Source organism: Heyndrickxia sp. FW510-T9, assembly GCF_058781025.1.
Genome location: NZ_JBYSWK010000009.1, coordinates 23,154 through 44,980, shown reverse-complemented (window position 1 = coordinate 44,980; position 21,827 = coordinate 23,154). Strand labels below are relative to the sequence as shown.

Annotated in this window: 19 protein-coding genes and 1 pseudogene; 11 read left to right on the top strand and 9 right to left on the bottom strand. The window is 34.7% G+C overall.

Features of this window, described 5'->3' with window-relative positions; all coding sequences use genetic code 11:
- Positions 1–55: 55 nt before the first annotated feature.
- From AC3WJF_RS06880 to AC3WJF_RS06860, 5 genes and pseudogenes are all read right to left on the bottom strand, one after another.
- Positions 56–1,018 carry a D-2-hydroxyacid dehydrogenase gene (locus AC3WJF_RS06880; RefSeq protein ID WP_492450615.1) on the bottom strand — a complete coding sequence of 321 codons (963 nt, stop codon included), beginning with the start codon at positions 1,016–1,018 and terminating at the stop codon, positions 56–58.
- A 120-nt stretch (positions 1,019–1,138) separates the two neighbouring features.
- Entirely contained in the window at positions 1,139–1,690 is a 552-nt protein-coding gene (locus AC3WJF_RS06875) for a 3D domain-containing protein (protein ID WP_492450613.1), read from the bottom strand.
- 534 nt (positions 1,691–2,224) lie between these two features.
- Positions 2,225–2,419: a hypothetical protein gene (locus tag AC3WJF_RS06870; protein ID WP_492450733.1), complete on the bottom strand. Its 195-nt coding sequence runs from the start codon at positions 2,417–2,419 to the stop codon at positions 2,225–2,227.
- Positions 2,420–2,456: 37 nt separating this feature from the next.
- Positions 2,457–2,531: pseudogene (locus AC3WJF_RS06865) on the bottom strand (hypothetical protein); the annotation flags it as partial.
- Positions 2,532–2,836: 305 nt separating this feature from the next.
- Complete coding sequence (locus AC3WJF_RS06860) at positions 2,837–3,037, bottom strand: cold-shock protein (RefSeq protein ID WP_492450611.1); 201 nt, start codon at positions 3,035–3,037, stop codon at positions 2,837–2,839.
- 360 nt (positions 3,038–3,397) lie between these two features.
- On the opposite strand from AC3WJF_RS06860, the gene helD reads away from it, so the two are divergent.
- The 6 genes from helD (at position 3,398) to AC3WJF_RS06830 (ending at position 13,198) form a co-directional block, all read left to right on the top strand.
- Positions 3,398–5,698, top strand: a complete 2,301-nt coding sequence (helD, locus tag AC3WJF_RS06855; RefSeq protein ID WP_492450609.1) for an RNA polymerase recycling motor HelD — start codon at positions 3,398–3,400, stop codon at positions 5,696–5,698.
- Positions 5,699–5,945: 247 nt separating this feature from the next.
- Positions 5,946–7,193, top strand: coding sequence for an ATP-binding protein (locus AC3WJF_RS06850; protein WP_492450607.1), 1,248 nt, complete (start codon positions 5,946–5,948; stop codon positions 7,191–7,193).
- Between the two features lie 896 nt (positions 7,194–8,089).
- Positions 8,090–9,181 (top strand): CotH kinase family protein, encoded by a 1,092-nt coding sequence (locus AC3WJF_RS06845; protein ID WP_492450605.1) that lies wholly within the window; start codon positions 8,090–8,092, stop codon positions 9,179–9,181.
- 182 nt (positions 9,182–9,363) lie between these two features.
- The gene (locus tag AC3WJF_RS06840; RefSeq protein WP_492450603.1) at positions 9,364–10,656 is read left to right on the top strand and encodes a hypothetical protein; all 1,293 of its coding nucleotides are present in this window, start codon (positions 9,364–9,366) and stop codon (positions 10,654–10,656) included.
- A gap of 251 nt (positions 10,657–10,907) precedes the next feature.
- On the top strand, positions 10,908–11,573 hold the full coding sequence (locus tag AC3WJF_RS06835) for a DUF2642 domain-containing protein (protein ID WP_492450601.1): 666 nt from the start codon (positions 10,908–10,910) through the stop codon (positions 11,571–11,573).
- Positions 11,574–11,707: 134 nt separating this feature from the next.
- Positions 11,708–13,198 (top strand): amidase family protein, encoded by a 1,491-nt coding sequence (locus AC3WJF_RS06830; RefSeq protein ID WP_492450600.1) that lies wholly within the window; start codon positions 11,708–11,710, stop codon positions 13,196–13,198.
- A gap of 359 nt (positions 13,199–13,557) precedes the next feature.
- Here AC3WJF_RS06830 and AC3WJF_RS06825 read toward each other — a convergent pair whose 3' ends face one another.
- Entirely contained in the window at positions 13,558–14,835 is a 1,278-nt protein-coding gene (locus tag AC3WJF_RS06825; protein WP_492450598.1) for an ABC transporter permease, read from the bottom strand.
- 331 nt (positions 14,836–15,166) lie between these two features.
- Between AC3WJF_RS06825 and AC3WJF_RS06820 the strand changes: the two genes are divergently transcribed.
- From AC3WJF_RS06820 to AC3WJF_RS06805, 4 genes are all read left to right on the top strand, one after another.
- On the top strand, positions 15,167–16,300 hold the full coding sequence (locus tag AC3WJF_RS06820) for a DEAD/DEAH box helicase (protein WP_492450596.1): 1,134 nt from the start codon (positions 15,167–15,169) through the stop codon (positions 16,298–16,300).
- A 264-nt stretch (positions 16,301–16,564) separates the two neighbouring features.
- The gene (locus tag AC3WJF_RS06815) at positions 16,565–16,894 is read left to right on the top strand and encodes a PadR family transcriptional regulator (protein ID WP_492450594.1); all 330 of its coding nucleotides are present in this window, start codon (positions 16,565–16,567) and stop codon (positions 16,892–16,894) included.
- Positions 16,881–17,429, top strand: coding sequence for an HAAS signaling domain-containing protein (locus AC3WJF_RS06810; protein ID WP_492450592.1), 549 nt, complete (start codon positions 16,881–16,883; stop codon positions 17,427–17,429). Before AC3WJF_RS06815 ends, AC3WJF_RS06810 begins: the two co-directional genes overlap by 14 nt.
- Before the next feature lie 6 nt (positions 17,430–17,435).
- Entirely contained in the window at positions 17,436–18,329 is an 894-nt protein-coding gene (locus tag AC3WJF_RS06805; protein ID WP_492450590.1) for a DUF4097 family beta strand repeat-containing protein, read from the top strand.
- Positions 18,330–18,550: 221 nt separating this feature from the next.
- Here the strand turns inward: AC3WJF_RS06805 and AC3WJF_RS06800 are convergent, their stop codons facing one another.
- The 3 genes from AC3WJF_RS06800 to AC3WJF_RS06790 all read right to left on the bottom strand — a co-directional run bounded on the left by AC3WJF_RS06800 (position 18,551) and on the right by AC3WJF_RS06790 (position 21,519).
- Positions 18,551–19,075, bottom strand: a complete 525-nt coding sequence (locus AC3WJF_RS06800) for a hypothetical protein (RefSeq protein WP_492450588.1) — start codon at positions 19,073–19,075, stop codon at positions 18,551–18,553.
- A 329-nt stretch (positions 19,076–19,404) separates the two neighbouring features.
- Entirely contained in the window at positions 19,405–19,857 is a 453-nt protein-coding gene (locus tag AC3WJF_RS06795) for a DUF2269 family protein (RefSeq protein WP_492450586.1), read from the bottom strand.
- A gap of 105 nt (positions 19,858–19,962) precedes the next feature.
- Positions 19,963–21,519 carry an ABC-F family ATP-binding cassette domain-containing protein gene (locus AC3WJF_RS06790; protein WP_492450585.1) on the bottom strand — a complete coding sequence of 519 codons (1,557 nt, stop codon included), beginning with the start codon at positions 21,517–21,519 and terminating at the stop codon, positions 19,963–19,965.
- Positions 21,520–21,563: 44 nt separating this feature from the next.
- On the opposite strand from AC3WJF_RS06790, the gene AC3WJF_RS06785 reads away from it, so the two are divergent.
- Entirely contained in the window at positions 21,564–21,695 is a 132-nt protein-coding gene (locus AC3WJF_RS06785) for a hypothetical protein (protein ID WP_492450583.1), read from the top strand.
- Positions 21,696–21,827 lie beyond the last annotated feature (132 nt).

Sequence of the window (21,827 nt, the reverse complement as noted above, 5' to 3'; positions counted from 1 at the left end):
ATTTTGTCACAATTAGCGGAACTGGTGTCCTCTAAATGACATCTCGATAAAACTTTTAATAACCTTTCTCATAATCAACAACATTAATAGTCGGCATACCTTCGGCTACAAATTTCTTTAAATTTGGAAGAAATATATTTTCTATTACTCTTTTATCATAATTCTCGGTCGATCCCGAGGTATGTGGTGTAATGATAACATTTTCAAACTCCCAAAGCAGGCTGTTCGTAGATAACGGTTCTTTATCAAAAACATCTAATCCTGCACCGGCAATTTTTTTCTCCCTTAAAGCATCTACTAACTCCTGCTCGACCACTGTATCCCCGCGGCCAATATTGATAAAAAAGGAAGAAGGCTTCATCAAAGAGAATTGCTTTTCACCAAACATGTGATATGTTTCCTTTGTGGAGGGCAATGTCACCACAACATAATCACATTGTGGAAGTATATCATTCAACCCGGAAGAGCTATACATTTCATCAACATATTCCTCTGGTCTCCCAGAAAAACGCACGCCAATAACCTTCATTCCAAATGCTTTCGCTAGTTTTGCTGTTTCTTTTCCAATGGCGCCGACACCGATAATTCCTACTGTTTTCTCATGCATTTCAAGACTCATATTTGCATGATGCCAAACTTTTTTCACTTGATTCCTTACATATGTATTTACTTTTCGAGTTAACCCAAGCATCAATGCAAAAATCGTTTCTGAAATTGGGTAAGCATGCACCCCGCTAGCGGAAGTGATAATCATTTGTTTAGCAGCCATTCTTTTTAAAGGAAAGCTATTAACGCCAGCGCTCCAGCTTTGCAACCAACGAAGTCTGGAATCTTTGTCAATACAATACTCATTGATTTCTTTTTTCCAGCCTGCAATAATCTCTGCATCTTGGAGATGGTCTAACCAAATAGAAGAATCCTTCCCGATAATAATGTCCCAATCTGGGATAATCTTCTTGATTTTGTCCAAATACAGCTCGTCAATATTTTGCGTAATAATAAGCTTCCTTTTATCCATTAGAACACCTCTTTTTTGAAATTTAAAATAATTTAGGTTATTGATATTTTATCAAAGAATTAAAGCGAAATAATATTGAATTATATAAGAAAAAACAAAGCAGTCAAGAGACGCTTTGTTTTATTTGATAATCCTTATTTTTACTTTTTTAGTTCCCCATTTATAACATTGTTTAAGTGTTGGATAAAACACGTCAATTTTATTGCCTTTTACAGAGCTTCCTTTATCAGCAGCAATAGCATATCCATAACCTTCTACATAAACTTTTGTTCCAAGTGGGATAACCTTTGGGTCAACGGATATGACTTTTGATTCCGGATGTTTCTTTAAATTGATTCCAGTTGCGGTAAGTCCTTTGCAACCTTTACAGCTAACCGTGTAAGCTGTAGCAGTTACAGTTAGTTCTTTTACTGTAGAGGTTTTTTTATTTCCGGCAACAGATTTTGCTTTTTTGGGTGTTGATATGTTTAATTTTTGATTAATATTTATTGTGTTAGAAGAAAGATGATTCCATTGTTTTAATTGCGCAATGGAAACCTTATATTTTTTGCTTATTTTATATAAACTATCGCCTTTTTTAACTGTATATGTATTGGAGGCAGCAAATGCACCGCTTGATATTCCAAACGTTATGATAAGCAACGTACTAAAAGTAAGTATAAATTTCTTCAAGTTCTTTGCTCCTTTGTTTTTATCTTAAGAAAATAATACCATCCAAATATGACAATTATATTTCAACGGTGTAGTAATTGTGTTACAGGATATTAAAAATTATGGACAAAAAACCCGTCAAGCTAAAGACGGGTTTTTTATCCTATACCGAGAAACTAGGACGTTAGCACACTATTTTATAACGATGCATATAATTTTATAATCATAGTCTCTTGAGTATCATGGAGTTTTGCATAAATTAATTACATTAGGTGCGTGGACCTGAACTACGTCTTGAAGTTCTTCTAGTAGTACGTCTTGAAGTATGCCTAGGGCTGCGTCTTGAACGACGGCTCGAACGTCGACTTGAACTTGAGCTTGAACGACGATTTGAACTTGAGCTTGAACGACGGTGTGAACTTGAACTTGAACGATGATGCGAGCTTGAGCTTGAACGGTGGCGTGAACGATGTCTTGAATGACGACTCCTAGAACGGTGACTTGAACTTTGACTTGAGCGTCGTCTAGACTTACTTCTCAATGATCTAAATACGATCAATAGACGTGAACGATGTCTCGAACGTCTTTGTGAACGACGGCGCGAACGGCTACTTGCGCTACGGCTTGAACTACTGCTTGAACTGCTACTTGAACTGCTACTTGATCTACTGCTTGAACTGCTACTTGATCTACTTCTTGAGCTACTACTTGAGCTATGTCTTGACATACTCCTCGAATGACTTCTTGCACTGCGACTACTGGAGCCTTGAGATCTTGGTTCTTGATACATAAAAAAGCTTAATCCTGATTCTTTCCCTTTTTGGACTGCTTCTTGGAGATCTAATGCTGAGTATCTATTCAAAAAAAATCAACTCCTTATTATTAAATAAATATGAAAGTTTATTAAACTTATCATTTGCTATAGGGTATGTGGGTAGAAGTTATTATGTACAGGACATACGTTGAAGTTTAAAAATTTCACTGTGTTATTTATGCCACCTTTGAAAAAAACTTACAGGGCATTAAAACGACAGTTTGTACTAAATTGAGGATAGAACTTTTCCTGGGGGCTCCTTTTTAGTGTGTAAAAAAACGAGATCATACTCCGTTTCTTATTCCTTTAAAGCAAAAAAGACTCCGAATATGGAGTCTTTTGAGGGGGTGTCATTATTGCTTTTGAATATTTGTCGCTTGCGGTCCACGGGCGCCTTGCTCAATCTCAAATGTGACTGTTTGCCCTTCTTCAAGTGTTTTGAAGCCATCACCTTGAATCGCAGAAAAATGAACAAATACATCGTCCTGTCCTTCGACTTCAATGAAACCAAAGCCTTTTTCTGCATTGAACCACTTAACTTTACCTGTTACCATTTAAATACCTCCAACACGGATATTTCCATTATGTATTTCCATTCAATTTTAGATAGAACTTGTTTTTATACAGCCTTTCTGAAAATTTTTAGAGGAACAATATGGATAATATCCATTTTAAATAAACTTTCACCATTTAATTTTCCCCGAATAATACGAAACTATACAACGATACATAAATTTTTAAAAATAATCCTTCTAATAAAGTGAATTATACAAAATATTAGACTTTTATTTAGGAATATACTATAATAAATTTTACGTTTTTCTAAAGTGCAAAACAAAAATAGTCATGAATTTTCTACTGAATTCATGGCCTTTTTGTGTCTATACCTACCATTAGAGAGGGGGCAATTACCTGTGCCAATTTTGCAGCATCCTGATTACGGAGAAGAGTATGAACGTTTGGAGTTTACGAAAAAATATATGGATATTGTGATCAAAGCATCCGAATCCACGGAAGAAAACTTTAGGGAAAATCTCAAGAGTTCTCTGGAAGGAATAGATTTAAAGGACAGCAGTTTAAGTTATATGAGTATGCTGACTAACTCTAACCTTTTAAGAAGAACGGAAGAGGAAGTGAAACGATTAAAAAAGTTTGAGAGCAAACCTTATTTTGCTAAGATTAATTTCTTACGTGAAGAAACGAAACAAGAAGAAATTCTTTATATTGGAAAGGTTTCTCTATTTGATAAAGAAACGCAAATGCCGATCATTGTAGACTGGCGATCACCAGTTGCTAACCTTTATTATGACGGACGTTTAGGAGATGTTTCGTATGAGGCAGAAGGGGAAGAATATGAGGGATATTTATCACAAAAGCGCCAATTTATCATTGAAAATGGTGAGTTAGAAGACATTCGCGATATTGATTTAACAACAAATGATGAACTCCTACAAATGTCACTTGCTAACAGTTCAAGCAACAGGCTGACAGAAATTGTTTCGACTATCCAAGAAGAGCAAAATAATGTCATTCGCGCTGATCTGAATAAGCCCATCATTGTTCAAGGTGCTGCAGGAAGTGGGAAAACAACTATTGCATTGCATCGATTATCCTATTTTATTTACACATATGCTGAACATTTTACTCCGAATCAATTAATGATATTAGCCCCAAACCGATTATTTATCGATTATATTTCTGAAGTACTTCCAGAGTTGGGAGTCGAAAATATTCATCAAACCACCTTCGTAGATTATGTAATAAAATGCATCGGAAAAAAGATAAAATTAAAACACCCAGATGAAAAACTACTGAAGTTTATGAACCGTGAAATCGAAAATCCTGAATTAATGAGATGGATTTCCGCCTTTAAAGGATCCTTGCAATTCCGGGATATTATCGATCGCTACTTACAGGATATATTAAAAACCTTACTCCCTAAAGAAGACTTTTATGTATCAAAGTTTCGGATTTATAGTGCAAACAAATTGAAAAAGTTAATTGCCTATGAATACGAGTATCTCCCATATTATCAACGAGTGGAGAAAATAAAACGAGTCCTGCAAAACCACGTAAGAACAGAAAAAAAGACAATGATTGAAAAAATCACTAATTTTTACGATGATAAACTAGAAAAAGCCTTGTATAGTAGGACCGATCCTGAAAATAGACGAAGATATGTATCAAAAGCATTAGATAAAAAAGATGAAGCATTAAAAGAAATTAATAAAGAAGTTCGAACCGCAGTTAATTCCTACATAAAACAAATACCTAAACACGACTTATTTCATTATTATAAAGAACTGGTCACCAATCAGGAACTCTTTGCAAAATATGCACACGACTTCCTAACCGAAGAAGAAATTGAGTTCTTTTGCAACTATCAGTTTTCCCTTTATGCAGACAGAAGTTATGAAATAGAAGATTTAGCAGCACTTCTTTATTTACAAGGAAAATTATTTGGAATTGATAAAATGCTACGTGTGAAAAATGTTGTTATTGATGAGGCACAGGATTATAGCTATTTTCAATTATTTGCTTTAAAGAGCGTCCTCGAAACAGATATGTTTACCATAGTAGGGGACCTTGCACAAGGAATTCACTCTTACCGGGGAATCAATGATTGGAGTATCGTGTATAAAGAGATCTTTCCTCGAGCTAGCTATAAAACATTGCAAAAAAGTTATCGAACAACGATCGAAATCATGAATGCTGCAAATGAACTTTTAAAGCTATTGGAACTAGATCTCCCAACTGTAGAGCCGGTTGTTCGCCACAGTCACAAACCAGTATATATAGAAACAACAACGGAAAAAACAACAATCGAAAAGATTTGCAATGAAATTGAAAGAATGTATCATGATGGGATAAAGACAGTAGCGGTTATAGGAAAGACCAATAGTGAGTGTAAGAAATTGGCGAAGCTATTCGGTCAATACTCCACGCTTCCTATTCAGCATTTAAAAGAAAACGAAGAAATTAATAAGGATCAAATAGTGATTGTCAGTTCACATTTGTCAAAAGGGCTAGAATTTGACGCAGTCATAGTATGTACGCTCGATGAAACTTTTGAAGCCAATGAAATTGATATAAAGCTCCTCTATGTTTCGATGACAAGGCCATTACACCGATTATTGTTATTTGGAAAAGACAAATCATGTTTTTTGCTTAATCAAATAGAAGATACATCACTTTTTTGTGAGGGTATCTCGTAAAATATAGAAAAGAAGAGTGAACCTAATATGGACACTCTTTTTCTATGGCGTTTTACTTGAATAAAGCCTAAATGTGCTAAATAACAGCGAATTGAAAGCAGATCTGTGAACATTTACTTATCGGAATGCAAGAGATTGCGGATAATGGTTTTGTTTATATCAGTTCCAATATATTGTAAAGAATGCAGGAGAAAGCACCTGTTTTGTCGTAATTTATCGTAAAGCTATTCACGAGGATGGATAAAATATGATGCTTGAAAAAATAATTTTACATATGTTAATTATCCTAATACCCATCCATATATATACGATGTTGTTTGAAAAAAGAAAAATCGGTAACTCTCCTTATATATTTGGGTTAATAAATGGGGTAACTGCATTTTTAACGATGTCATTTTCTTTTACAGCATTTGATATGCATTGGGATTTAAGGTATGTTCCATTAGTGTTTGCCATTTTATACGAAGGACCAATTTCAGGTCTAATCGTTTTTATTTTCATTTTCATTAAAAGAACATTGATAGGTGGAGACGGGTTAATCATAGCTTATTTATCATTAATCTTTTCTGTAATTCTTCCCTTGTACTTAAACAAAAATTACTGGAATATAACTAAAACTAAAAGAGTGAAGCAAGCAATTATTGCCGGAATATGGATCGCTACTGGTCAATTAATCATAACCTTTGGATATTTTTTACTAAGTGGGTATACGCAGAGGACGATTACTGAATTGTTTCTTTTTGCTGTCATATATGGAGTCGTGCAATTAGTAGGTATCGTTAGTTCATCTATTCTTCATGAAAGAATGATTGAGAAGCAAATGATGCAGGGGGAAATTACGAAGGCTGAGAAATTAAATACGATGGGTGAGCTAGCTGCCTCCATCGCACATGAGATCCGAAACCCTTTAACAGTGGTAAAAGGTTTTTTACAACTTATGAAAAAGGAGGAAAAAGGGACAAATCTTCAATATGTATCATTAGTTTTAAGTGAATTAGATAGAGCTGAATTCATTATTAGTGACTATTTAAATTTTGCGAAGCCTCAATTACATAAAACGGAGAAAATGGAGCTTGGTGATTTTACTTCCGGTATTATCATGTTAATTCAATCTTTAGCTGTTGCAAAAGGTGTCGTCCTAGCCGATCAAGTTGTTGAAAATCCAACCATTGTCACAGATAAAAATCTCCTAAAACAAGCGATGGTCAATTTCATAAAAAATGCAATAGAAGCGACACCTCAAGGCGGAACAGTTACAGTAGCATTGAAGCTTTCCAATAATTATGTTTATATCGAGATATCGGACACAGGTAGAGGGATGTCAAAAGAACAGCTAACTAGAATAGGTACGCTATTCTATACAACTAAAGAAAAGGGCACAGGTTTAGGTACTGCTGTATCTATAAGAATAATAGAAGCAATGAATGGAAAAGTAACATATGAAAGTGAGTTGAATGTAGGAACAAAGGTTACTATTCAATTGCCAATTATTTAACGAGGCTCTTTTCTTAAAATTTGTTGCTTTTGTATACGATAACTAGGGAACAACCTTATTTGAGTAAAAAAATTGAATAAACATAATAAGAAAAGATGCCTCGAAATCCAGCTTGATTAGGGGCTATAACAAATGGCGAAAAGCAATAGGTTAAAATCGGCATTTGGCTTTTAACAAAGAAAAAGAGAGGAATTGCTTGCCTCTCTTTTTTTTGCGTTTTATTCTTTTTTTACTAATGTAAGGGACCACATATTTCCGTCACGGAATACTCTGTTGGTTGTTCTATAACGAGAAGTGCTCCGAGAAGTTCGGCGAGAAGTACGTCGTGAAGTTCGGCGACGTGTCCGACTGGAAGTGCTGCTAGATGTCCAACGCGAACTACTGCTGGAGGTACTCCGTGATGAGCTCCGAGAAGTTCGACGCCTTGATCTTTTATGATGAGATGATCTAGAGCTAATCCATGACTCTGGATCTTGGCGCAAAAAATCACCTAAACCTAAGTCGATGGCGTCTTCAATAGCTTTTATAATATCTTTAGATTTGTAATTACTCATGTGAAACCTCCTTTAACATTGAAAAGATACGAATTCCTTCCTAGTTTGAAAGATTTCTTTAATATCTTTCATTGCTATATGGTACGTGTATCCTAAAAAAATGTATGAGACAAACGTTTATATTTATAAAAAAAAATGATACATGTGTCAGTGCCTGCTTTTTTTTCATACCAATAAATAAAACATCATGTGAGCAAGTATGTAAATGTTAGCGACTTGGCTTTTACTTCGCTATTTTTCGGCACATCTAAAGCTTATAGAAATTTGAGGAGCTAATTTCACTTATTCAAGCAGATCGCCAACAATCTATTTTTCACACAGAAAAAAGGCAGGTGTTTCTCTATGTCAAAAAATGCTTCATTACTTACTTATCAGTTATACATTCATCCTTTAGATTTAAGGGAGTTGAAGAAGGATATTTGGAATGAAGATCCTGTTCCGGGACAATTGACCATTAATCATAAAAAATTTGACGTGGATATTGTTTTTCGTGGCTCTCATATTCGGAAATTCCCGAAAAAATCTTATAATATCACATTTTATAAACCTAGTAACTTTCGAGGGAAAAAGGAAATTCATTTGAATGCAGAGTTTAAAGATCCATCTATGATAAGAAATAAGCTCTCTCTCGATTTCTTTTCTGATATAGGTATTCTTTCTCCAGAGTCACAATTCATATTTCTTCAATTAAATGGTCGTAAGGAAGGTGTTTATCTTGAATTAGAATCCGTAGATGAAAACTTTTTGAAAAGAAGAGGTCTTCCAAATGGCTCGATATTTTATGCGGTGGACGGAGATGCAAACTTTTCGCTGATAAGTGAATTAGATGATGATACAAAGAAGTCGTTATTATTAGGGTATGAAATGAAATATGGTCAGAAAAGTGATGAGATTCAGCTCCAGCAGTTTATTTTTGTCACGAACACATTATTAAAGAACGAGTTTGAAAAAGAAATTGTCCATCATTTGGATGTTGAAAAATATTTAAGATGGTTAGCAGGGGTAGTTCTGACACAAAATTATGACGGCTTTGTTCATAACTATGCATTGTATCGGAATGGGGAAACAGGATTATTTGAAATCATTCCATGGGATTATGATGCAACATGGGGAAGAGATGTAAATGGCAGGTATATGGAGGAAGATTATGTTCGAATCGAAGGGTTTAATACATTATCAGCTCGCCTGCTAGATGTGGATTCCTTTAGAAAGAGATATCAAAGCATCTTGAAGGAAATATTATCGAATCAGTTTACCGTTGATTATATGAAGCCGAAAATTGGGGATTTATTTAGCTTACTTCAACCTTATATTTTATTGGACCCCTATAAAAAGGAACATATAGAAAAATTCTATGAAGAGCCGAATTTGATCCTAGAATTTATTAGCTTAAGAAACAACTATATTACATCAAAAATATCTAAACTTGACTAATCCATTGTCAATCTACACCAACAATCATCATTACACCTTCCAAAATAAAATAATGACTCTGCTACAGTTAGGCAAATGCTGAAATTAGCATAAATAGTTATTTACCCCGTTTCAAGTAATCAATAGACACGTATATATACAATATGTTTAACCCTTATGGATAAATGACAAGGAGGATAAAAATGGAGAGCAGCAGTAATGATTATTCGATTCAGTCTCAACCCACCTTAAAAATTCCCAACTCATTATTAGGAAAAAATATAACCGTATATCGAGGCGGACCCGAGTCTAAAACAGGAAATCTTTTAGATGTGCAATATGATTATCTAGTACTCTATTCCGAAAATAAAGTTATATACTATCAGGCAGAACATATTAAAAGCATAAGTGAGGATTCAAAAAATAATTCAATTCCAATGAATGTTGAAGAGATAGAAGAACCTATATTCCATCAAGAAAATGATTTCATAAGTTTGTTAGAACGTTTTATGAGAAGATCGATTCAAGTCAATCAAGGTGGTCCAGATGCAAAACAAGGTATGCTTTTAGATGTCGGAAGTGATTACTTAGTTCTTAATACGGATGATGATGGTGTCATTTATTATTACTTACCGCACATTAAAAGTATTGTGGAACTCCAAATGAATGGAGAAAACAATGATGAATCGTCTGAATCGATGGAAATGATCAATGATGAAATGATGCCCAATTTCCTTAAGGGGTCAGATTTTAATCAACTTTGCCAGCAAATGTTGCATAAATGGGTGTCCATAAATCGAAATGGTCCAGAAGCTTTAGAGGGGATACTATTTGATAGTTCTGGAGGATTTTATACACTAGCTAATAATCATGAAATATATCGAATTCAACCATTTCATGTAAGAAACATAAGCTTCGGGCCAAAAGGAGCAATGAAACAACAGCAACAAGCAGCTAAAACCAAAGAAACTAAAACCAAAGATACTAAAACCAAAGAAACTAAAGCCAAAGAAACTAAAGCCAAAGAAACTAAAACCTATGAAACTAAAAATGAGAATTTCCTAGACGAATCGAGTAGTTTGTATATTGCTGCGTCGTCAACAACTGGACAGAGAAATACGAGTGGAATAAGGGATAGTAGCGATAATATTGACATAAGTAGAGAAAGGTACACTAGTAGAAGAAGTACAAGTAGCAGACGAACCAGCAGCAGACGGACCAGCAGCAGAAGGACCAGAAGCAGAAGAACAAGTAGCAGACGGACCAGCAGCAGACGAACAAGCAGCAGACGAACCAGCAGCAGACGAACCAGCAGTAGACGGACCAGCAGCAGATGGACCAGTAGCAGAAGAACAAGTAGATATCGAAGTTCTAGTAGCTATTATCATAGTAGAGGACGTAGGAATCGTAGAACAAGCAGTAGTTCATATAGATCTTCAAGAAGAAATCTAGGAAATATCATTAAAGCCATTAATTATGGCTGGAAACCAATGTAATCATTGTGGTTTTTGTTAGAATCAAGTTTTCTATTTAATATAAATTTTGGTGCACAAATATTATTTTCTTAGGTGGGATAAAAACACAGTTAACTCTTGTGGGAGTTGGGGATTCTCTCAGGTGTTCAGTTGAAATATTACCTGCGACAAAAGGAGGATCACCAACTCACATTGTACCACTTATTCTCTTTCCAGTTTTAAAAAAATGCACCCATTTTATATGACCACATGTATTGAAAGGAGGTCTAGTATTGAATGGGATAAAAAGCTTACTTGGACAACAAGTCGAAATTGAAATTTCAGGAAAAAAATTCATTTCAGGGATATTAATTGATGTAGGTTTAGATATTATCGTCATTTATGATGGAAAGAGATTCTTATATATACCTTTAATTCATGTACATTGCATCAAAGAAAAATTAGAAAAAGAAATTACCGAAGATCCTCCAGATACCCAGATGATTTTTAGTGAGTCAGAATCAATTTCATATCGAAAAACGTTAAATCATTCAAAAGGTCAATTTCTTGAGCTTTATATTACAGGGAACAAATCCATCCATGGTTACATTACTAGTGTTCTAAATGACTATATTGTATTTTATTCACCTGTCTACAAAACGGTATTTATTTCCATGCAGCATTTAAAATGGTTCACACCATATTCCCATCAATTAACTCCATATACGTTAGAGAATAAAGATCTGCCTGTAGTTCCTACCAATATTCCTTTAGCACGTTCATTTGAGGAACAGTTAAAAAAATATGAAGACAAATTACTCGTATTCGATTTAGGGGATAATCCAGATAAAGTAGGGTTAGTGAAACAAGTATCCAATAATATAATTGAACTAAGGACTGCAAATGGACAAAAAGTTTTTTGGAAATTCATGCATATAAAAACAGTGCATATACCTTAGTCAATAAAGAAATAAAGGAACCTTAGTTTTTATAAACTAAGGTTATTTTGCTTTTAAAGAGCAATAATAAAAAGGTTTTTTTGCTATTTCTCTAGAATCCTATACAGCAATGAAATTAAAAGGGGACAAAAATAATGGAAAATCCAAAATTAGAAACATTTCAACATGATTGGCTAGTAGAAGCGACATTTGACGAAATGCAGGAAAAAATGCAAAAAGGTGAGCTATCGTCAAAAGAGCTTGTCATAATGTACATGAATCGAATTGCAAATTATGATAAAAATGGTCCGAAAATAAACTCAGTTTTAGAGATCAATCCAGATGCATTGCATATTGCTGCTGCCTTAGATGCAGAGAGAAAGCAAAAAGGTCCTAGAGGCCCACTTCATGGAATTCCAATTCTTATTAAGGATAATATTGATACTCATGATAAAATGCATACAAGTGCAGGGTCTTTAGCGTTAGCTGACTCTGTTGCCAGCCAAGATTCCTTTGTCGCAAAGCAGCTAAGAGATGCTGGTGCGGTTATTCTTGGTAAAACAAATATGACAGAATGGGCCAATTTTATGGCAGATAATATGCCAAGCGGCTACAGTTCTAGAGGTGGACAAGTTTTAAATCCATATGGTCCAGGGATATTTGACGTTGGTGGGTCCAGTTCCGGGTCAGGTGCTGCAATTGCTGCCAATTTTGCCGCTGCAGCTATCGGCACGGAAACATCGGGATCCATTTTGAATCCAGCAACTCAAAACTCCCTAGTTGGGATTAAGCCAACAGTGGGACTTATAAGTAGGAGCGGTATTATTCCTATCGCACATAGTCAGGATACTGCTGGGCCTATGACTCGATCGGTGAAGGATGCTGCTATACTTTTATCTGCTTTAACGAAACAAGATGCAAATGACCCTGCTACTTTCACGAATACAGAATTAACTGATGTTGATTTTACTTCCTTTTTGAAAAAGGATGGTTTGAAGGGTGTTAATCTAGGAATAGCAAGGGAAGGATATTTTGAACTTTTGACTGAGGAAAAGTTAGCCATTATCAACCAATCGATGCAACAATTGGAGGAATGTGGTGCTAGATTATCAGATATATCAATCCCATCAGCCGATACTAAATGGAGCTATGATGTGTTAACCTATGAATTTAAAGCTGATTTAAATGCCTATCTTCGTCAAGTAGATCCAAGTCTGCCAGTTCATTCATTAAAAGAACTTATTGAATTTAATCAAAAGAATCCAGAAAAAATGCTAAAGTATGGCCAAATGGTATTAAAAATGTCTGAGGCAACAAGTGGAACATTAACAGAGTTAGAATACATTCAGGCATTAGAACAGGATATTTATTTATCAACAGAGCAAGGAATTGATTATGTGTTAAGAGAACAAGAAGTGGAAGCCATTATTTTTCCTAGGTTTTTTGGGGCAAGCATCGCTGCAAAAGCGGGTTATCCATCTATAACCGTTCCAGCTGGCTATACAAAAGCTGGTGAGCCTGTAAGCATTACCTTTACAGGAACTGCTTACAGTGAGCCAACACTATTAAAATTAGCATATGCGTTTGAACAAGCAACACAAGTGAGAAGAACACCTGTGTTAAACTCGTTTGCGGGAACAAAATAAAATATTTTGTTTTCACGAGAATGAAAATCCCTCTAATTATGACGGTTAGGAAATTTGCTATAGTTTGTATTAGAGGGTATTTTATTCGATGTATATAAATGGTTCAACTTCCCTTTTTTTGTAGCTTTGAAATAAAGTTGAACTGTTTTGAAAAAGTTTAACACTTGTAAAAAAGATGGACTGAAGTTTCCTATCTCTCTATATATAAAGAAGTGATTTCATGTTATATACTCGGTGGAATTATTCCTGTAATCGCAGGATTAACTAGATATAATATTGCGTACGAAAAATAAGCATTTATATTAATGATTGTTCGTTTGTGAGGTGATTTTAATAAAACTGTGTTACAATGCAACATTTTATGATTCCTCTCTCTTATGGGCAGAAGATTTATGAGGAAATTCATTCCCAACTTCTACTCCCATTTTCTTTCCGCTTTCATCGACTACCGCTACTTCATATTTCCTAGTAAGTTTAATAAAGGTAATTAGAATTGCTAATGTCAAGATAAAATATATGGACAGTGCTCCTAAGGCATCCCCAAGTCCTGCTTCTAATCTTCCGTCATAATAAAGCAATGCCCTAATTCCGTCTACAATATATCTCGTAGGTAAAATAAAACTGAACAATCGATGAACGATCGGTAAAGTTGATAGTGGAAATGCACCACCACTTGAAAAAATCCCCATAAAGTTCACCGGGAACATTACTAACATTCCCCATCCACCTAAAAATACCGCAATCGTTTTAAATAACAAAAACATTGTAGTTATGCTGAAAAAAGTGAATAAAAATATCATTAAAATGCTCGAAGAATGTGCACTCCCAAAAAGTCCAAATACACCAAGTTGCATCACAATAGAGACACAAAAAGTTAAAATCACACCAAAAATAATTTCTAATCGAAGGAATTCAGATTCATTTAATGCAGAGCCCTTTTTCTTCAAGGTTCCATTTCCCCGCAAAAGATAACCGTGTATCATATTCGCACCTAACATCCCTGTGATGGATGATATAAGTGCCATAACAAACGGTGTCATGCCTTTATTAAGATTAACTGGAAGCCCAAGCACATTTTTGGATACTACTTGAACGGGGTTATCTAATAAGGAGGCATTTTCCGGTGCTAATGTGATTCCATTTAGAGATAGTTCTTTTTTAAAATCATTGCTAATTCCTTTAGAAGTGGATAAAGCGACGGTTTGAAGAGTATTGCTCGCAATCATGGAAGCAGTTTGTCCAATCCCTTCATTCAATAAAATTTCTAATTTAGCGGCTTTGCCTTTCCTAATACCAGTGATAAGTGTGTCGTGTACATGGCCAAGACTTTTTGAATAGTTGGGAGGAATAATCAATGCTCCATATGCTTTATTATTTCTTAAATCCGTTAATGCTTGTTTCCTGTTTTTATCGACAACCCATTTGAAGGAATTTCCATTTTTATTTTCGATAAGATTTAATAATATAGTATCGCCAACTTTCCCCTTGTCTTCATTCACGATAATGAGAGGAACATCAGACATATTTAGTTTTGCACCTTTGAAAATAGGGAGGTAAACACATACCATGATTAGCATCAATAATGAAATTAACCAAATAGGAAACCAAGAGGAGCTTAATTTAAACAATTGCTTCACAATCCCATTCCCCTAACACCGGATATTTTTTCATTTTAATTATGTCCATATTAATACCAATTATGAGGTTGAATAAAAGGATAGGAATTGTTAGAGGTTTGTCTTGGATTGGAACATTAGTGTATGATTAAGCATATCAAGTTATTAAGGCTCTTTTCTTATAGTTTGTTCCTGTTGTAAATGAAAGTTTTAAAAACTTCTTTATTCAACTTAAGAATGGGTAGCCCATTTAAGAAAAGATGCCCTGAAACTAAGGCAATTTAGAAGTTAAAATAAATTACGAAAAGTAAATAATTGGTACGATTACCGTATTATGATAAAAGGAGTCGACATGTTGAACGGAAATTCAAGTTTAGAATCATTTCAAGCTTTTATAAAAGAAAATTGGGAAAAGGCAGGGTTTGAAAACCCAACAGCAGTTCAATCAGAAGCCATGCCATTCATTTTAGAAGGCAAGGATATTATTGCTAGCTCTCCAACAGGAACCGGAAAAACGGTTGCTTACTTGCTACCTCTTCTGCAACGAATGAATCAAGAGAACAAAGGGGTACAAGCAGTTATTCTTGCACCTTCAAGAGAATTAGTGATGCAGATCCTCGCGGAAATCCAAAAATGGACGGAAGGGACAGAAATATTAGCAGCTTCCTTTATAGGGGGAGCCAATGTAAAACGGCAGCTGGAGAAGTTAAAAAAACGGCCACAAATCGTTGTTGGTACCCCAGGGCGTATCAATGAACTTATTATGCAGAAAAAGTTAAAAATGCATGAAGTGAAAATGATCGTGTTGGATGAAGGGGACCAATTATTGTTGCCTGAATATAAACAACCAATCTCTAATATTGTGAAATCTACGTTAGGTGATCGCCAGCTCATTCTGTTTTCTGCGACATTAACACCAGAAGCAATTCAGAGAGCAAGTGCAATGATGAAGAACCCTGAACTTATTAATATCACTGTAAAGGAATCTCCTAAAGTGGAATATCAGTATTTTTTATGTGACGCTAGAGAGAAAATGGATGTTCTTCGAAAACTTAGCGCAGCGGGCAAATTTCAAGCACTTGTCTTTGTAAGAGATATTGGAAATCTTTCTGTATTAGCAGAAAAACTTCAGTTTAAAGGAGTATCTGTTGGAGAGCTTCACAGTGATTTGAAAAAAGAAGAGCGTGCAAAGGCAATAAAGTTGTTTGGGCAAGGGGAAACACAGTATCTGTTAGTAACAGAGGTTGCTGCAAGAGGTTTAGACTTATCGGGATTAACTCATGTTATTCACTATGATTTTCCGGAAAGCCTATCGCAATTTATCCATCGTTCAGGAAGAACGGGCAGATTAGGCTCGACATCGGGAACCGTAATATCGATTGTAACAGAACGAGAAGAAAGAAAGCTAAAACAAATTTGCCGAGAGTTAAATGTTGAGCCGCATAAAAAGGATGTAGTGGCGGGGAAAATTGTTGATGGGAAATAAAAATCGGATACAACTGTATCTGATTTTTTTCTTTTGTGGCATAAATAACTCTAGTCGCACTAGTTGTGGGTAGGTGTTTTTTCTGGAGAAGTCTTTTTATGGTTGTAATATAGCGAGGGAAAAGCACCTACCCACACTTTGCAATTAATTTTGTATTATTTTTTATTTAGTACCTTGCATTAATCAGTAGTATCGATTATTATATAGTTACAAATTACTATTGAACATTAATTAATAGTGGATAATGTTCAGGAGGTGGAAAGTTTGAATGTTCAATTTAAAAAAGGCGTACTTGAATTATGTGTATTAATTATAATCTCAAATAAAGACCAATACGGATATGAATTAGCACAAAGTATATCTAATAAGATAGAAGTGGCAGAAGGCACATTATATCCATTACTGCGAAGATTAACGAAAGAGGATTTTTTAACAACCTATCTTTCCGAATCGTCTGAGGGCCCTCCGCGTAAATATTATTCGCTTACAGATAGCGGGAGAGTCTATATGAATGAGCTTATAAGAGAATGGCACCAATTTTCTACAGCGGTTAATCAATTTATTGAAGAGGGGACAAATCATGGGGAAAAATGAATTTTTCAAAAAACTTGATGCTGCTCTAACCAATATTCCGGAACCGGACCGGAAGGATATGATGTATGACTTTGAGGAGCATTTTACTATTGGCCTAGAGAATGGAAAGAGCGAGCAAGAAATTATTGAGGAACTTGGTGATCCTAACGATATTGCGAAAGATTTACTAGCGGATTATAAAATTTCAAAAGCTGATCACACTGGAAAAGCACCTAACATTACTCGTACAATACTTTCCGCTATTGGCATAGGATTTTTTAACCTAGTCTTCATCGTAGGACCTGTAATGGGGATTATTGGAGTATATATTGGGTTATGGGTAATTTCTATTTCCTTTACACTTTCGCCTTTGTTGTTTGTTTACTCAGTACTTATAGGTGAATACGAAGGGATTAGCTTTGAAATCTTTAATACTTTAGTATTATGCGGCATCGGTTTAATACTAGGCGTATGTTCATTTTATATAGGAAAGTTCCTTTACAAGGTTATTTCGAAATATATTCAATTTAATATACGAGTTATAACAGGGAGGTAATCGGGGATGAAAAAAATTATATATAGCGGATGCATACTCATTTTGATTGGCATTGTTGGCTCTATTGTGTCCTTTGTAGTGAAAAATCCATTTCAAACCACAAATATAAATAAAAAAGAAATCGTTAGCGGAAATGGAGTTAATAATATAGAAGTTGTTTCATCTTCAACAGATGTAAAGGTAGAACCATCTCATCAAAAGGATATAACTATTAAACTAGACGGACATGTGAGCAAGAATATGAAAGACCAGTTTCAGCTTAATATTGAAAAGAATGATGGCACAATAAATATTGAAATAAAAAGAAAGCAATATTTTAATATAAGTTTAATGGCGTTTAGTAAAACAAAACTTTTGGTAAGCATACCGGAAAATATTTATCAATCTATATCTATAATGACATCTTCAGGAGATATTGTTGCTAAAGGCTTGCATGTAGAACATCTAAGTGTTAAATCTAGCTCGGGAGATATACAAATAGGCAATGGAATTGTTGAGAATCAAATGACAGTACAATCATCTAGCGGTGACATTAATACGAATGAACAAGATTCTAAAATTGCTAGTGTTTCCAGTTCTTCAGGAGATATAAGGTTAAACCATATATCAGGTATTATCAACGCAAAAGCAGTCTCAGGTGATATAAATATTCATCCAAATGATAAAATGAAAGAAATATCTGTTGAAACCACAAGTGGTGATGTTAAAGTTAAAGTACAAACAGAACAAAGGGAACTTCCATTGGATATTAATTTTAAAGGGAATTCTGGAGATGGAAAAGTGAAGCTAAAGGGTGTGCAGTATTCGGTAAATTCTGACCACATAATTGTTGGGAAAATTTCGACTGGTGCCATTAAGCTAAAGGTAAGAACATCTTCTGGTGATTTTGTATTAGAATAATACTATTTCGTATAAAGTATTAAAATACAAAAGTCGATTTTAACCTGTTGCTTACCTTACTTTGTATAATCCTATTTTAGTTTCTGGGCATCTTTTCTTTAAAAGGATTTCCCATTGTAAAGCAGTAACAAAAAATTATGAGATTAAGATTACAAAATCAAGAAATGTTAAGAAAAGAGCATAAAAAAACAGCAACCAAATGGCTGCTGTTTTTCTATTTATTAAGAATTTACGTCATTATTTAAACTAGCTTTTGCAAGACCAGCGTCTTGTAATAATTTGCCTAGAGCTTCATCAGCAGAATCAAATTTTGCGTTAGCATCATCTAGTGATGGTTGATCTTTTTTCAATTCATCTGCTTTTAATTGATAAGAATCCTCTAAATCTTTAAGAACACCTTCAAGATCTGATTTCTTGTCTTTTAATCCAGCAGGAATCTTCACTTCTTTAATGTTATTTACAACATTTGGAGCTGCCGCAGCTGCCTTATCTTTTAAGTCAGCTAAATCTTTGGCAGGTGGTTGTGGATCCGCAGATAATGCTGATTCATAAGCGTTTAAGTCTTGATCAGCAGAATTAATTTTATCCACAAGATTCATATAAAATTGCATCATATCTGCTTTTACATTTGTTGCTGATTCTGTTTTATTGTTTGAATCTGATTTAGAAGAATCATTGTTAGAACAAGCTGCAGTAAGTACAACCACAAGAGCAAGTCCTAAGGCGATTAACCATTGCTTTTTCATAATATATTAAACCTCCTAATTAATTGTTTGAAAAATATGTCTACCGATAAGTATATTAGCACGCGAAAAATAATAGGTAAAGGAAAATTTCATGAATACGAAAATGTTATAATAGTAGGAATAAATATAAATTTTACATAAATTATAAGTTGATTAAAAGGTGATTAGAAAATGATTAGAAGATAAAAATAGGAGGCAATGTTATAAATCATGAGGATCTGCACTAAACTTTGTATGGCATATTGGCCGACTACTATTGCGGTATTATTATTCTTAAGAGCAAAAAAGAGAGATCAAGCAGAACGGCCAACAATCTTATCCTACAAAAGTTAAAATGGTTTGACAGCCATTAAGATGATTAAAATAATTGCTGCTATATGGATGGTCCAATGATATGGACGAAGACTTTGATTCAGCTCTTGATAGTTATCTGGAATGTCTTCACCGTTATGCTCTTCAAGAATTTGTTCCATTTGTTTTAGTCTTTTTGGAATAATTCCTACAACAATTGGTTGTACAAGAATATAAATCACGATGGCAGCAATATACCAGCCTTGTTTGAAAAGATCGAGGTGGAGAAATCCGAGAATCAGTCCTGTTACCAATAGGCCAATGCTTCCGAATTTTACTAGTTTTTCAATATGCTTATTTAAAAGCAAGGAGAACTTCGCCTGTTCCACTGTTTTTGGGTATTTTATCACCAAAGGCATGGCAAAGCTAGAACCCAATCCTGCTACAGCAGAAATAAGATGAATGAGTAAAACAAATCCATAAAGTGTCATTTTTTCACCTCCTTTTTCCTAATGCCAATTAATTATATAAAGTAATTTGAATAATTAGAATTCTATTCGTAAAAAAATCCCCGTTAATAAAAACGGGAATTTTTCTTAAAATATTTTAGTTGTCCATGACTCACAATTCCAAACATCCGTTACGACATCCTGATAAAATTCAGGTTCGTGGCAAATGAGAAGAATGCTTCCCTTGTATGCCTTTAAGGAGCGTTTTAACTCCTCCTTGGCATCTACATCAAGATGGTTTGTTGGCTCATCCAATACCAAAATGTTCGTTTCTTTATTAATAAGCTTGCAAAGCCTAACTTTCGCTTTCTCCCCACCACTTAACACTTCAACCTTACTTTCAATATGCTTAGTAGTTAAGCCACTCTTTGCTAACGCCGCACGTATTTCGTATTGAGTATAGGACGGGAACTCATTCCAAACGTCTTCAATACAAGTTTGGTAGTTAGCCTGTTTCATTTCTTGTTCAAAATATCCAGTAAATAAATAATCCCCTAGTTGAACAGATCCGGAAATTGGTTTGATTTCTCCTAAAATACTTCTTAATAAAGTTGTTTTACCAATCCCGTTAGCACCAACGAGTGCAATTTTTTGTCCGCGCTCCATCCGTAGATTAAGAGGCTTTGAAAGTGCTTCCTCATATCCAATTACTAGGTCCGAAGTTTCAAAGATTACTTTGCCTGAAGTTCTTGCTTCTTTAAAGTTAAATTCAGGTTTTGGTTTTTCCGCAGCTAGCTCGATTATTTCCATCTTATCTAACTTTTTCTGACGAGACATTGCCATATTTCGCGTCGATACCCTTGCTTTGTTACGCGCAACAAAGTCCTTGAGCTCAGAAATCTCTTGTTGCTGCTTTTTAAAAGCGGATTCAAGTTGCTGTTTCTTCATTTCATATACTTTAAGAAAATCATCATAATCCCCAACATAGCGATTTAATTCTTGATTTTCCATATGGTAAATAAGATTAATGACACTATTCAAAAACGGGATATCGTGGGATATAAGAATAAATGCATTTTCGTATTCTTGCAAATATCGCTTTAACCATTCAATATGCTGCTCATCCAAATAGTTTGTCGGTTCGTCTAACAATAATATATCAGGCTTTTCAAGGAGCAGCTTTGCAAGCAAGATTTTTGTTCTTTGCCCACCGCTTAAATCCTGAACATCACGTTCCAAACCGATATCATCTAATCCAAGACCACGGGCAACCTCTTCCACCTTTGCATCAATAACATAAAAATCATTATTCGTTAAAGTTTCTTGAATATTTCCTACATCTTCAAGTAATGATTCAAGTTCCTCAGGTGTTACATCTGCCATTTTGTTATAAATATCATTCATTTCCGCTTCAAGATCAAAGAGGTATTGAAATGCACCTTTTAAAGCATCCCGAATCGTCATTCCTTTTTGTAGAACTGCATGCTGATCAAGATAACCGACACGGACCTTTTTCGCCCATTCCACCTTGCCTTCATCAGGCTGTAGTTTTCCAGTCACAATATTCATAAACGTTGATTTACCCTCGCCATTTGCACCGATTAATCCGATATGCTCTCCTTTAAGCAAACGGAAGGAAACATCATTAAATATCGCACGGTCACCAAAGCCATGACTCAAGTTCTTTACAGATAAAATACTCATATTTATATACACCTTTTTCTGTTGAATTCTTTTTGAGAATATTGTTGGTTGATCTACTAAAACAAGTGAAATTAGCTCCTCAAATTTCTACAACCTTATTAGGGACGAATAACAGCGCAGTGAAAGTAGATCAAGACAACATTCATATCCTGATTAAAAAGCAATTATTAATGTAAATTTTAGCCGCATAAAAAAATTATATATGAGAGATAACTTGGATTGAAGTAATTTTTTTTTGAAATGGAAGTAAATTTTGGACATGAATGGATAGAGATACCTTTGTAAGTATCTATCTTCTACGTCTTAAG